The sequence below is a fragment of the Nesterenkonia sp. LB17 genome (assembly GCF_022565915.1).
Lineage (GTDB): Bacteria > Actinomycetota > Actinomycetes > Actinomycetales > Micrococcaceae > Nesterenkonia.
This window is the reverse complement of the sequence record NZ_JAJOYX010000006.1, coordinates 75277-89225: the sequence shown is the minus strand read 5'-3', so window position 1 is coordinate 89225 and position 13949 is coordinate 75277. Positions and strand designations below refer to the sequence as shown.

The 13949-nt window shown below is 64.7% G+C and carries 9 protein-coding genes; 5 read left to right on the top strand and 4 right to left on the bottom strand.

The features are described from left to right. The first annotated feature begins 305 nt into the window (after window positions 1–305). Window positions 306–866 (top strand): hypothetical protein, encoded by a 561-nt coding sequence (locus tag LTH96_RS12150; RefSeq protein WP_241466192.1) that lies wholly within the window; start codon window positions 306–308, stop codon window positions 864–866. Window positions 867–1078: 212 nt separating this feature from the next. Here LTH96_RS12150 and LTH96_RS12145 read toward each other — a convergent pair whose 3' ends face one another. Then, window positions 1079–3190 carry a DUF262 domain-containing protein gene (locus tag LTH96_RS12145; protein ID WP_241466190.1) on the bottom strand — a complete coding sequence of 704 codons (2112 nt, stop codon included), beginning with the start codon at window positions 3188–3190 and terminating at the stop codon, window positions 1079–1081. A gap of 196 nt (window positions 3191–3386) precedes the next feature. After that, window positions 3387–4472, bottom strand: a complete 1086-nt coding sequence (gene ychF, locus LTH96_RS12140; protein ID WP_241466188.1) for a redox-regulated ATPase YchF — start codon at window positions 4470–4472, stop codon at window positions 3387–3389. Window positions 4473–4727: 255 nt separating this feature from the next. On the opposite strand from ychF, the gene betT reads away from it, so the two are divergent. From betT to LTH96_RS12125, 3 genes are read left to right on the top strand one after another with little or no spacing between them, the layout of a single operon-like run. Next, window positions 4728–6872 (top strand): choline BCCT transporter BetT, encoded by a 2145-nt coding sequence (gene betT, locus LTH96_RS12135; protein WP_241466186.1) that lies wholly within the window; start codon window positions 4728–4730, stop codon window positions 6870–6872. Between the two features lie 9 nt (window positions 6873–6881). After that, window positions 6882–8375, top strand: a complete 1494-nt coding sequence (locus tag LTH96_RS12130; RefSeq protein ID WP_241466184.1) for an aldehyde dehydrogenase family protein — start codon at window positions 6882–6884, stop codon at window positions 8373–8375. A gap of 9 nt (window positions 8376–8384) precedes the next feature. Then, a complete protein-coding gene (locus tag LTH96_RS12125) occupies window positions 8385–9941 on the top strand; it encodes a GMC oxidoreductase (protein ID WP_241466182.1) in 1557 nt (518 codons plus the stop codon). 127 nt (window positions 9942–10068) lie between these two features. Here the strand turns inward: LTH96_RS12125 and LTH96_RS12120 are convergent, their stop codons facing one another. Then, a complete protein-coding gene (locus LTH96_RS12120; RefSeq protein WP_241466180.1) occupies window positions 10069–10830 on the bottom strand; it encodes a histidine phosphatase family protein in 762 nt (253 codons plus the stop codon). 101 nt (window positions 10831–10931) lie between these two features. On the opposite strand from LTH96_RS12120, the gene rmuC reads away from it, so the two are divergent. After that, window positions 10932–12149 carry a DNA recombination protein RmuC gene (gene rmuC / locus LTH96_RS12115; RefSeq protein WP_241466172.1) on the top strand — a complete coding sequence of 406 codons (1218 nt, stop codon included), beginning with the start codon at window positions 10932–10934 and terminating at the stop codon, window positions 12147–12149. Window positions 12150–12275: 126 nt separating this feature from the next. Here rmuC and LTH96_RS12110 read toward each other — a convergent pair whose 3' ends face one another. Next, a complete protein-coding gene (locus LTH96_RS12110) occupies window positions 12276–13937 on the bottom strand; it encodes a DASS family sodium-coupled anion symporter (protein ID WP_241466171.1) in 1662 nt (553 codons plus the stop codon). Between the last annotated feature and the right edge of the window lie 12 nt (window positions 13938–13949).

The following is a 13949-nucleotide window of genomic DNA, read 5'->3' as shown; positions in this document are numbered from 1 at the left end:
CAGCGCTCCGGGACAAGGGGGTCAAATGCAAATTGGGGGTCCATAGATTGATCGCATGGCGAGGTGACACTGGCCATCGTCCGAGTGCGTGATCCACAGGTTGGACCGGAACGCTACTACACGTTGAAGCGGAACTCCACCACATTCCGTAGCCATATAACCTCTAATGCGCGCACTGATCTAGTAACCCTGCAATCGCCAAAACGGATGAGTCGGAGCATCAGGTTGCTGTCACAGCTGGCCATCCGACGGCATGGCGCACCGGAAACGATTGCTCGTCAATGTTCTCCTCTATGATCTGAATCATGTCGTCTAAGCATGGAACATACTTCGTCGCGGATGGGTCTAAGGCTGACTTCACCGACGCCCTGACAACCTGGGTCCCCATCGCCCACGAGGTCCTCATCAACGTCGCCGGAAAGTTCAACAGGACGATCACCTATTTGGAACTCACCGAGGTCGTTCAAGAGCACTCAGGGATCCGGACCAAGATGTTGATTGGGAACTGGAGCGGGAAACTCCTCGAGCGGGTAGCCCAGCGCGCAGCTGATGCTGGTGAACCGCCGCTGACATCCCTATGCGTTCATCAAAACGGCACCATTGGCGATGGATACTCCAGAGCACCCAAATCTGTGCCGAACGATCCCAGTACCCACGTGGAGGACCTGGCCGCTCAACACCGCCTTCTCTGCTACCAGCGGTACGCGGACGATCTCCCTGCAGACGGCGGAGTCCCGAGCCTCACACCCCAGGTCGCCAAAGCTCGGTCCCAGTTCAAGAAAGCGCCGACGACGCAGCGTGATGTTTGTCAGACCCACTTCATGGAGAAGGCCGCAACGGGCTTGTGTGACCAGTGTGAAATCTGAGTTATCCGTTCCGTTTGTAGGGCCTCGGCCGCTTGGTCGGAAAGCCCTTCCCTGACGGTCGTATTGGCTGAGTAGGGCGTCAGCTGATGCGCCACCGCGACGGTTCATGGTCGTGCCACCGTGGCGATTGAGACCCCTTCACGTTGGGCAAGACCTTCAGTGGTGTCCCATGGCGTACCTCTACGCATGCCCATTCGATAGCAGTTAAGACACTACGGCTCGATGTCTGAGGGAACGGCATTCTGGAACTCAGCGCGAACGTCGCGAAGTCGTCGTCCGTCACCCACCGACCAGAAGTACCAGCCGTTCGTCGCCTTCTTCCGCAGAGCGTTACCAGCCGCGGAGGGCGACATGTACCGTTTTCCGTCCAGCTCGATCGCACCTTCGATCGTCAGCGTCGCCTGTTTGCCCTTGAAGTCCCTATGGGTTGCGTACAACGTGTCGCCGCCTCTCAAGAGCCCAGCCTTGATCAGGTGCTTGAGCTCTATCCAGTCTCCAGCTTTCGTCTGCGGGTCCACGACCTTGCCGAGATGACCATCGGGTACGGGCCATATATCGAGGATGGCCTCGATGAGCTCCGCAGCGCGATGGTCGATCAGCGACTCGTCCCAGTCGTGCTCCTCCGTCTCGCTTACGACCCGGCCGGTGAGCGTGATGGTGTTGTGCTGCAGGAGAGCGGCGCGCTTAACAGACCAGGGACCGTTGGAGATTTTGGAGTTCAGTGACTTTGTCAGCAGGGTCAAGTTGCCCAGTCGATGCACCCTCAACTGGCGTGCCTCTTCGGCCTCAGGTGTCTCCACCGGCCAGGTGTCCTTCCATCCCTGCGGCAAGATGTGTTCGATGGGGTACGCCTTGCGCTCAACCTGCGGCTGACCAGTCTCGGCGCGATAGTTGTCCTCGATAGCCTCGAGAAACATGCGCAGCCTCCCACGTGGAAAACGTAAGTACACAGCCTCTGTGCCCAAGGACAGCCGGACCTCTTCATCCCCGGGCCAATAGGTGCTGGTGACATTGAGGCGAGCTAGATGACCGATCACTCGCTCTGGGAATTCGTTGGTGGACACGCCTACGCTGGCCGCAATGACGTCCGCGACGATGCGTCCCAAATCGCTGCCAGACAATCGCAGCATCTGGCGGCGGTATACCCAACTTTCTGCAGCCTGAACGATCCTCGCGGTGCTGTCCTGTGGCAGATCCCGTCCCGGTTCGTACAACCAGATCAACAACGGCTTTAGAACCTCAACGCCACTCGCTCGCATTCGATAAAAAGCCATCGCCGCGGAATCCAGCGACCCACCAGGTTGTGTAGCCGCATTGGTCCACGCCTCATACTGCTGGGCTTGGTGCTTGATCGTCGGCAGCAAATCGGCCATGGTTTGGGCCGACTCAAGCTCCACCCATGACTTGAACCGGTTGAAGGTGGCCTGTGGACTGATTTCCTCCCCGGTCCTTGCGACCAACCACTGGTTGAGGAAAAGGGAACTGCGGCTGACGAGGTTTCGGCCGACGCTGACCTCTTGCGTCCAGAATTTCGTCTCGAAGGGCCAGTCCTCACGGTACGCCTTCTTCGTATCGGCACCCTCGGCGTCGAGTCGCTGGAACACGAAGTTCCGCACCAAATCGGCCGCAGTCAAGGGGGTCCCCCGCGCGTTGAGTGTCTCGAAGATCTCTTGTGAGTTCTCAGCCGCCTCCAGCTCGATCGAGACGAGCTGCAGACCGTCGAGCAGGACGTTGGTCAGTTCCTTGGCCTTGCCCTCATAGTCATTCGTGTCCTGCGTCCCGAGCCACTGCTCGACAACGGTAGTGAAGTATTGGTGTGCGGCAACGATCTGTGAGTCCGAGTGTAGGAGGTCCTCGTAGTCGATAGGCGTTTCTGCGGCCAAAAGCTCGTCAAAGGGCTCTCGATCCTTGTTCAGGTGGCGGAGCTTAAGCGGACTGTCTCCGTCCTCCACATACTTCTCAGAATTGTGCGTCAGATCCTCGAGCTGACCGGCAAGCTTGGAAAGATCAGCCTGCGCGAGCAGGGAACGGGTCGCATGTGCAAGGACTTGCACGGTAGTCAGCCGCTGCTGTCCATCAATGACGTTCCATGTGGTCAGGCGTCTGCTCTGCGCCTCCTGCGACTGGATCACCACGGCCCCGAGAAAATGTGTGGCGTTGAGATGCGGCTCAGCTATTCGGAGTTCCGCGACGCGACGTATGTCCTTCCACAGCGGTTCCCACTGCTCGACTTCTTTCCAGACATAGGGGCGCTGGAACAAAGGGATAACGAAATTCTGCGGCAGATTGAACAGCTGCAGCGGCGTCCGCTTGAAGGTCTCCATGAATGCAAACCTACCGGAACGTCAGGCGCGCTTCCTCTGCAAGTACAGGGCCCTTGCTTGCACGCCCTTCACCAGACGATGAGATCCCGATGCGGATCGAGTCCGCATGCGCCCTGGGGACGGATTACCGCTTGCTGCGCGAAAGCGCACCCATTTACGTGGGACGGCGTCGACGAAAATCTACTTGAGATTCTTGCTATACGTTGAATCTAAATTCAACCACGTCGCCGTCCTTCATGATGTATTCCTTGCCTTCGATCCGGACCTTGCCGGCGGACTTGGCCTCGGCCATCGACCCCGCAGCCACCAGGTCATCGAAGTTGACGATCTCGGCCTTGATGAAGCCGCGCTGGAAGTCGGTGTGGATGACGCCGGCCGCCTCGGGCGCCGTCGCTCCCTTGTTGACCGTCCAGGCGCGGGTCTCTTTCGGACCGGCGGTGAGGTAGGTCTGCAGCCCGAGCGTGGCGAAGCCTACGCGGGCCAGCTGGTCCATGCCGGACTCATCCTGGCCGTTGAGCTCGAGCATCTCGCGGGCCTCCTCCTCGGAGAGCTCGACGAGGTCGGCCTCGAGCTTGGCATCGAGGAACACCGCATCGGCCGGGGCCACCAGGGCGGCGAGCTCGGCCTGCTTCTCGGCGGAGTTCAGCACGCCTTCATCGGCGTTGAACACGTAGATGAAGGGCTTGGCGGTGAGCAGGTTCAGCTGGGCCAGGTGCTCCATCTCCAGCTTGTCCTTGGTGATGGAGCTGAAGATGGTGTCTCCACGCTCCAGGGTCTTCTGCGCAACCAGGTAGGCATCCAGGGTGGCCTGCTCGGCCTTGCGCCCCTTGACCTGCTTCTCCAGCTTCGGGATCGCGTTCTCCATGGTCTGGAGATCTGCGAGGATCAGCTCGGTGTTGATCGTCTCCATATCTGAGGTGGGATCCACCTTGCCGTCCACGTGGATGACGTTCTCGTCCTCGAACACCCGGACCACCTGGGCGATCGCATGGGCCTCACGAATCGTGGCGAGGAACTGGTTGCCCAGCCCCTCCCCCTCGGAGGCGCCCTTGACGATCCCGGCGATGTCGACGAAGGAGACGGTAGCGGGAAGGATCTTCTGCGAACCGAAGATCTTCGCCAGCGCGTCCAGCCGCTCGTCAGGCAGATTCACGATGCCCACATTGGGCTCGATGGTGGCGAACGGATAGTTCGCCGCCAAGATCGACTGACGAGTCAGCGCGTTGAACAGGGTCGACTTGCCCACATTGGGTAGTCCTACGATTCCGATAGTCAAAGCCACGGTCACCTAACCTACCGTCCGGACAGCCCCTGCGGCGACTTCCAGGGCCTTCCCGGCTCCGACCAGCGCGCCATAGACTGAGACTCCGTTCACTATGTGGACCGAGTCTCGACAGATTCAGGAGATTCGGGTCACATTCACCGCCCCCTGGTGCCCCGGACGCGACTCACCCGTGTCTAAGATGCCTGAGGCTCAATCACTCGAACCTACTGATACACAAGCGCACTGACTCAGCACTGGAAGGAACATAATTTCATGGCATCGGCCACGCAAGACGTCCCGAGTGACGTCCCGAGCGATGTCCAGGGGGACGGCTCGAAAGGTGCTCCTGCACACTCGAAAGTAAATCTGCCGGTCTTCCTCGGCTCAGCGGCGATCATCATCGCCTTCACCCTGTGGGCCTGGCTCGCACCAGGCGCCGCCTACACCACGCTCGAATCCGTCTTCCTCTGGATCGGCGCGAACCTCGGCTGGTACTACATCCTCACCGCAGGCATCGTGGTGGTCTTCGTCCTCATCGTCGCCTTCTCCCGCGTGGGCCGGACCAAGATGGGACCCGACCACTCCACACCGAAGTACAACCTCTTCACCTGGACAGCGATGCTCTTCGCTGCCGGCATCGGCGTGGACCTGATGTTCTTCGCGATCTCCGGACCTGCCACGAATCTCACCACAGCCCCCGGCGTGGAGGTGGGCTCCTCCGCGGCCACCGAGATGGCCGTGCTGTGGACGCTGTTCCACTACGGCATCCCCGGCTGGGCGATGTACGCGCTGATGGGCATGGCCTTCGGTCTCTTCGCCTACCGCTACCACCTGCCGCTGAGCATCCGCAGCGCGCTCTACCCGATCATCGGCAAGCGCGCCCAGGGCGTCACCGGCGACGGCATCGAGATTGCGGCCGTCGTGGGCACCATCTTCGGCATCGCCACCAGCCTCGGCATCGGCGTGGTCTTCTTGAACTACGGCCTCGAGTGGCTGTTCGGCATCGAGCAGGGCACCGGTGCGCAGATCGGGTTGATCGTCCTCTCGGTCATCGTCGTGATCTTCTCCAGCGTCTCCGGCGTGGATCGCGGCATCCGCCGGCTCTCCGAGCTCAATGTCATCTTCGCCGTCATCCTGCTGATCTACGTGCTGATCGCGGGTCAGACCACCTACCTGCTCAACGCCCTGGTGAAGAACATCGGCGACTTCGCCGCATTCTTCCCCTCGATGCTGCTGAACACCTTCGCCTATGACCCGCCGGAAGGTGAGTGGCTCGAATGGTGGACGCTGTTCTTCTGGGCATGGTGGATCGCCTGGGCCCCCTTCGTCGGGCTCTTCCTGGCCCGCATCTCCCGCGGCCGCACCCTGCGCCAGTTCATCATCGGCACCCTGATCATCCCGTTCGGGTTCATCCTGCTGTGGATCTCGATCTTCGGCAACGGCGCGATCTGGGAGTTCCTCAGCGGCAACACCGAGTTCATCACCGCCGCCGTCGAGGCCCCCGAGTCCAGCTACTACCTGCTCCTGGAGCAGTACCCCGGCGCGACCTTCACCATCGGTCTCTCGGTGATCACCGGTCTGCTGTTCTACATCACCTCCGCCGACTCCGGCGCCCTGGTGATGGCGAACTTCACCTCGAAACCGCTGAGCCACTCCGACGACGGCGCCCCGTGGCTCCGCGTGTTCTGGGCTCTGGCCACCGGTGCCCTGACTCTGGCGGTGCTGATGCTCGACGGGGTCTACACCTTGCAGATGGCCACGGTGATCATCGGGCTGCCGTTCTCGGTGGTCATGTATGTGCTGATGATGGGCATCTGGCGAGCGCTGCAGATGGAGCGCTACAACCGTGAATCGCGTGAGGCCACCCTGCCCTGGATGGTCTCGGAGCGCAGCCAGGACGCCGGCGAGCGCAGCGGCCTGAGCTGGCGCCGTCGTCTCGCCCGGGGGATGCACTTCCCCACCGCGAAACAGGCCACCGAGTTCATCGACACCGTGGCCGCCCCGGCGGTGGAAGACGTCGCCGAGGAGCTGCGCGACCAGGGCGCAGACATCAGCTGCGAACGGGGCCTGGTTCCGGAAACCCAGATTCCGCACATCGATCTGCACGTCTACTTCGGCGAGCAGACCGAGTTCAAGTACCAGGTCTACCCGATCGCCTACTCGGTGCCGAGCTTCGCGCGCAGCGTGCGCCCGACCGAGGAGACCTACTACCGCGTGGAGACGTTCTCTGCCACGGGCTCGGAAGGCCATGACCTGATGGGCTACACCCGGGACCAGGTCATCGCCGATGTCCTGGACTCCTACGAGCGCCACCTCGCCTTCCTGACCATGAGCGAAGAAGGCGGGCAGTCCTCATCGCTGCACACCGGCAGCAACATCCCAGATGACTGGGACCATGACCGCACCACCGGAAGCTGAGGAACACATATGAGTAGAGCAGAGCAGGTCTCAACGTTGTTCATCGACGGGCAATGGGTTCCGGCCCAGTCCGGCGAGACGCGCACCATCCACTGCCCCGCAGACGGCTCCGAAGTGGGTGTCGTCTCCGAAGCTGGTGAGGCCGACACCCTCGCCGCGATCGCCGCCGCCCGCAAGGCCTTCGACTCCCACGTCTGGGCCGACACCCCGGCCGCCGAGCGCGGCGCCTTCGTCCTGGCCGTGGCAGACGCCATCGAGGCGCGCAAGGACGAGTTCGCTCGCGCCGAGGCGCTGGACACCGGCAAGCGGTTCGTCGAGGCGCAGATCGACATGGACGACATCATCGCCTGCTACCGGCACTTCGGGAAGCTCGCCGATGCCGAGTCAGGTCGCCTGGTCGACGCCGGGGACCCGACGGTGCTCTCCCGGGTCGTCTACGAGCCGGTCGGGGTCTGCGCGATGATCACCCCGTGGAACTACCCGCTGCTGCAGGCCGCCTGGAAGATGGCGCCCGCCCTGGCCGCGGGCAACAGCTTCATCCTCAAGCCCGCGGAGCTGACCCCGCACACCGGCATGCTGATCATGGACGTCTATGACTCCCTCGGTCTGCCCGCCGGTGTGGCGAACCTGATCACCGGGGCCGGCGCCACCGCCGGTGCGCCGCTGGCCTCCCACCCTGATGTGGACATGGTCTCCTTCACCGGAGGTGTGGTCACCGGACGCAAGATCGCCGCGACTGCTGCGGAGACGGTGAAGAAGGTCGCCCTGGAGCTGGGCGGGAAGAACCCCAATGTGGTCTTCGCCGACGCCGACTTCGACGCCGCGGTGGACAACGCGCTCAACGCCGGCTTCGTGGACTCCGGCCTGGTCTGCTCCGCAGGCACCCGGCTGATCATCGAGGAGTCGATCAAGGAGAAGTTCGTCACCGAGCTGGTCCGCCGCGCCGAGAACATCCGGATGGGCGGGCCCTTCGAAGAGACCGCCGAGACCGGACCGCTGATCTCCGCCGAGCACCGCCAGAAGGTGTACGACTACACCCAGCGCGGCATCGAAGAGGGCGCCACGCTGCGCACCGGACACCACTTCGGCGGCGAGGAGCACCGCAACGGGTACTTCTACGCCCCCACCGTGCTCGACGACGTCAAGCGCGGCATGTCCGTCGTGGAAGAGGAGGGCTTCGGCCCGGTCATCACCGTGGAGACCTTCACCACCGAGGCCGAGGCCATCGAGACCGCCAACGACACCATCTACGGCCTCGCCGGAGCGGTCTGGACATCCGACCGCGGCACCGCCCACCGGGTGTCCTCACGGCTGCGCCACGGCACCATCTGGATCAACGACTACCACCCCTACCTGCCGCAGGCGGAGTGGGGCGGCTTCAAACAGTCCGGCGTCGGCCGCGAGCTGGGTCATATGGGCCTGGACGAGTACCGCGAGTCCAAGCACATCTACGAGAACACCGAGCCCGCCGTCACCGGCTGGTTCAGCATGCCGGAGAACTAAGGAGACCCTGTGGAGAACACCACTTTCGACTACGTCGTGATCGGCGGCGGATCCGGCGGCGCCGCCGTCGCCGCCCGCCTGTCCGAGGACCCGAACGTCACGGTGGCCCTGCTGGAGGCAGGCCCCACCGATGCAGACAAGCCAGAGATCCTGCAGCTCAACCGCTGGATGGAGCTGTTGGAATCAGGCTTCGACTGGGACTACCCAATCGAGGCCCAGGAGAACGGCAACTCCTTCATGCGCCACGCCCGCGCCAAGGTGCTCGGCGGCTGCTCCTCGCACAACTCCTGCATCGCCTTCTGGGCGCTGCGCGAGGACATGGACGAATGGGAGGCGATGGGGGCCACCGGCTGGAACGCCGAGTCCACCTACCCGCTGTTCAAGCGGCTGGAGACCAATGACGCCCCCGGCGACCACCACGGCCGCAGCGGCCCCGTGAATCTGATGACCATCCCGCCGAATGACCCCTGTGGCGTGGCGCTGCTGGACGCCTGTGAGGAACAGGGCATCCCGCGGGTACAGTTCAACTCCGGGGAGACCGTGCTCAAGGGTGCGAACTTCTTCCAGGTGAACCGACGCCAGGACGGGACCCGGGCGTCGTCGTCGGTCTCCTACCTGCACCCGATCCTGGAGCGGGCGAACTTGAGCGTGCTGACCGACACCTGGGTGCGCGAGATCGTCTTCGAGGGCGACCGTGCGGTCGGCGTGGACGCGGTCAACAACGCGTTCGGCCGGGCGCACCGGATCAGCGCGACCAAGGAGATCGTGCTCTCCGCGGGCGCGATCGACTCGCCGAAGCTGCTGATGCTCTCCGGGATCGGCCCGGCGCAGCACCTGGCCGAATTCGGCATCAACCCCCGCGTGGACTCCCCCGGCGTGGGCGAGCACCTGCAGGACCACCCCGAGGCGGTCATCGCCTGGGAGGCCAGGCAGCCCATGGTGGAGGACTCCTACCAGTGGTGGGAGATCGGGATCTTCGCGCCCACCCGTGAGGGTCTGGACCGCCCAGACCTGATGATGCACTACGGCTCGGTGCCCTTCGACATGCACACTCTGCGCCAGGGCTACCCGACCGCGGACAACACCTTCTGCCTGACCCCGAACGTCACCCACGCGAAATCGCGCGGGACGGTGCGGCTGCGCTCCAAGGACTATCGGGACAAGCCCAAGGTGGATCCGCGCTACTTCACCGACGCCGAGGGCCATGACATGCGCGTGGCGGTGGAGGGCATCAAGCTGGCCCGCCAGATCGCCGCGCAGCCCGCCATGGCGGACTGGGCCGGGCAGGAGCTCTTCCCGGGTCCTGACACGCAGACCGACGAGGAGCTGGCGGACTATGTGACCCGCACGCACAACACCGTCTATCATCCGGCCGGATCCGTGCGGATGGGCGCCGATGACGATGCGATGTCACCGGTGGACTCTCAGCTGCGGGTCAAGGGCGTGCAGGGTCTGCGCGTGGCCGATGCCTCGGTGATGCCGGAGCTGACCACGGTGAACCCGAACATCACCACCATGATGATCGGTGAGCGCTGCGCGGACCTGATCAAGGCGGCCAACGTCTAGGTCTTGCACCGGCCCGGCCTCCCGGGACACCCCGCATCGAGTGGGCGATCTGAGTGAGTCTTCCTGCCTTCAGGGGCGAAAGAATCCCTCAGATCGCCCACTCGTCTGTGTCAGGCGGTGTTGCCGCTCAGATCGCGGTCGTCTTCTCACCCGGGTTCAGCAGCTCCGGGGAGAGGTTGATCAGCCGCAGCCTGGCGTGATCGGCGATCTGGGCGTCGGTGAGCGCCCGGATCGCGCGGGCCTCGGCGTCGTCGTCGTGGTCCTCGTCGAGACCCGAGTTCGGCAGCGAGGAGGAGACCGGGCCCTTGGTGAGCGGGATGTCGAGCACCGTGACCGAGGCCGGGGTCAGCGGGATGAACTGGGTCCGGTCGATGAGCCCCAGGCCTTCGAAGAGCACCCGCAGCGCAGCACCATGGGAGACGAGGACGGCGGTGCGCACCTCAAAGCTCAGATCCGCCGAGGACGTGGGTGCGGTCTCCGCGGTGGCGCGCACGATGTCCGCGAACGCTCCGGTCATCCGGGTCTGCAGCGCCTGGTGGGTCTCCCCATCGGCGGGGGTGTAGCTGCCGGCGCGCCAGCCCTCGAAGTTCTCCGGCTCGGCGTCCCGGATCTGCGCGGCATAGGCGCCCTCCCACTCGCCCAGGTTCTGCTCGCGCAGCTCGTCCCAGATGCGCGGGGTCAGATCCAGGCCGAACTCGGCGAAGGTCTGCTGGGTGCGGACCAGGCTGGAGACATGAGCCTGTGCGGGGTGCTGCGCGCGGATGAAGGCGCCGGTGGTGCGCGCCTGCAGCGCCCCGGAGTCGGACAGCTCGATGTCCGAATGGCCCTGCAGCCGGTGCGCCTTGTTCCACTCGGTCTCGCCATGGCGGACCAGCAGGATGCGAATCATGGATCTCCTCGGGCTTTCTCGCGTTCGGATTCTCGGGGGAGGTTCAACCTCAGGCTCTCTCGCGCCACACTATGTCAGTGCCCGGTGACATGCTGGGTGTCATGACCAATCTGTACTTCTTCGCCGCTGTCCTGCTCGGTGTTCTGCTCGGCGTCCTGGGCAGCTGGCTGGTGCTCTATCTGCTGCGCCGCGGCACCGAGGACGCCGCCGCGCTGCGCGGTCAGCTGCACGGCGCACAGACGGACCTCGTCGACGCCCAGGCCCAGCTCGCGTCGGCGCAGCAGGAGCTGGCCACCGCAGAAGGCCGGCTCTGGGAGCTCGAGCGGCGGCGCGAGGAGGATTCCGAGGCGGCCAGGGAGCGCGAGACGCTGGTAGAGATGCTGCACCCGGTGCGTCAGGGCGTCACCGAGATGCACCGCCGGGTCCAGGAGCTCGAGACCGAGCGGGCCGCCCAGCACTCCCGACTCTCCCAGCAGCTGACCTCCGCCGCAGAGACCGATGCGCGGATCATCGAATCCACCCAGGCGCTGCTCGGGAGCCTGCATTCGACCTCGGCGCGCGGACACTGGGGCGAGGTGCAGCTGCGCCGGGTGGTGGAGTCCGCCGGGATGCTCCCCCATGTGGACTTCACCGAGCAGCACAGCGGACGCGGGACCGACGGGCAGCTGCTGATCCCAGACATGGTGGTGCACCTGCCCGGTGGACGCCAGCTGGTCCTGGACGCGAAGGCCCCCTTGAACGCCACGGACCCCAAGGCCCAGGCCAAGGCGCTGCGTGCCCGGGTGGATGAGCTGGCGAAGAAGCGCTACTGGGAGGCGGTGGACCTCTCCCCCGATGTGGTCTTCTGCTTCGTCCCTGCCGAGTCTCTGCTCTCGGCGGCGATGGAGGCGGACCCGATGCTGCTCGATGACGCGCTCTCCAAGGGCGTCACCCTGGTCTCCCCGGCCTCGCTGCTGGCCTCGCTCAAGGCCGTCTCCGCGGCCTGGCGGCAGGAGCGGCTGGCGCAGAACATCCGCGAGGTCGTGGATCATTCCCGCGACCTCTACCGCCGGCTGGCCAAGATGAGCGAACATCTGGCCCGCACCGGGGACCGGCTGCGCCAGGCGGTGACGGCGTACAACTCGCTGATCGGCAACATCGAGCGTCAGGTGCTGCCCAAGGTGGAGGCGATGAGCCGGCTGGAGGTCGGTGAGCCCACCGCCACCTCCGCGGAGGGTCTGCTGGAGGACCTCGGCGAGACGCTGAGCACCACCACGGTGAGCACCGAGGTCAACCCGCTGGGTCCCCGGCTGGAGTCTGAGCGCAATCAGGGGCAGTGAAAAGTCAAGGACAGTGAAGAGTCAGGGGCAGCGATCCGCGCTGACGCTGCGGTTCACTGCCCCTGACTTCGCTGTTGTGAAGTGCCCTGCTCCTCGAGAGGACGGGCATGTGGGAGCTCCTCGGTGCTACAGGGTCAGGCCGAAGACCCAGACCAGGATGGTCATGCAGACCGCGGTGATGATGACGACGCCGGCCACGTTGAGCCAGACGCCGCCCTTGATCATCTGCCCGATGGTCACATAGCCGGAGCCGTAGGCAATCGCGTTCGGAGGTGTGGCCACCGGCAGCATGAAGGCGCAGGTCGCGGCCAGCGCCACCGGGGCTGCGAGGATCAACGGGTCGACACCGGTGCCCATCGCCACGCCGGAGGCGACCGGAAGGAAGGTGGCCGCCGTCGCCGTGTTCGAGGTCATCTCGGTGAGCACCAGGATGCCCAAGGCCGCGACCAGGACCAGGACCCAGACCGGGATCCCGGCGAGGCCCTCGACCTGCGTGCCGAGCCAGACGGAGAGCCCGGAGTTGCCGAACTGAGCCGAGAGGGCCAGGCCTCCGCCGAAGAGCAGCAGCACGCCCCAGGGCAGCTTCGCGGCGTACTCCCAGTCCAGCAGGCGCACACCCTTGGCGGCGCCGCCGGGGAGCAGGAACAGCAGCAGACCCACGACCATGGCGATGCCCGCATCGGAGATGAACGGATCCTCCATGCCGAGCAGGTTGGTGGAGATCAGCGGGATGAAGACCCAGGAGGCCGCGGCGAGCACGAAGATGACCAGCACGCGCACCTCGGCGGCGGACATCGGACCGAGCTTGCGCAGCTCGTCACGGATCAGGTCACCGCCGCCGGGGATGTCGTCGATCTCGGGGCGGAAGAGCACCCGGGTCAGCAGGACCCAGGCGATGACCAGCATGATGATCGAGATCGGCACACCCACGAGCATCCACTGGCCGAAGCCGATGGTCAGGTCGTGGTTGGCCGACATGTGACCGGCCAGCAGCGCGTTGGGCGGGGTGCCGATGATGGTGCCCAGGGAGCCGATGGATGCGGCGTAGGCGATGCCGAGCATCAGGGCGGTGCCGAAGTTCGACTTCAGCGCCTGGTTCGTCTCTTCCTCGTCGGCGTGCTTGGCCGTGGCCGGGTCCTCGCCCTTCATGATCTTGCTGACCAGCATCAGCACCGAGACGCCGATGGGCAGCATCATCACCGCGGTGGCGGTGTTGGAGACCCACATGGAGAGGAAGCCGGTGGCGATCATGAATCCGGCGATCAGGTTCACCGGCTTGGAGCCCATGGCGCGCAGGGTCATCAGCGCGATCCTGCGGTGCAGGTTCCAGCGCTGCATGGCCAGGGCGAGCATGAAGCCGCCCATGAACAGGAAGATGATGTTGTTTCCGTAGCTGGCGCCCACGTCGTCGACGGAGACCCCGCCCACCGCCTCCTCGGCGCTGCCGAAGTCCCCCGCGGGGACCAGCAGCGGGAAGATGATCAGCGGCAGCAGCGCCGTGGCCGGGATCGGGATGGCCTCGGTCATCCACCACACTGCCATCAGCACCGCGGTGGCGGCGGTCAGCCGGGGCCAGACCTCCATGTCCCCGGGCATCACGGTGTAGACCAGGAGCGCCAGGACGACGCCGCCGATGAGGCCGATCATCCGGCGCAGCAGAGCCGGGCGTTCGAGGCCCTCGGCGCGAGCACCGACTGAGAGCTCTTCGGACTCGGCCTCCGACTGCGTGCGGGGGTCGTATTTCTTCAGGTGGTCGCCTGAGACACGTGAACGCGGAGGCGTCGTCATTGCCGGTACTCC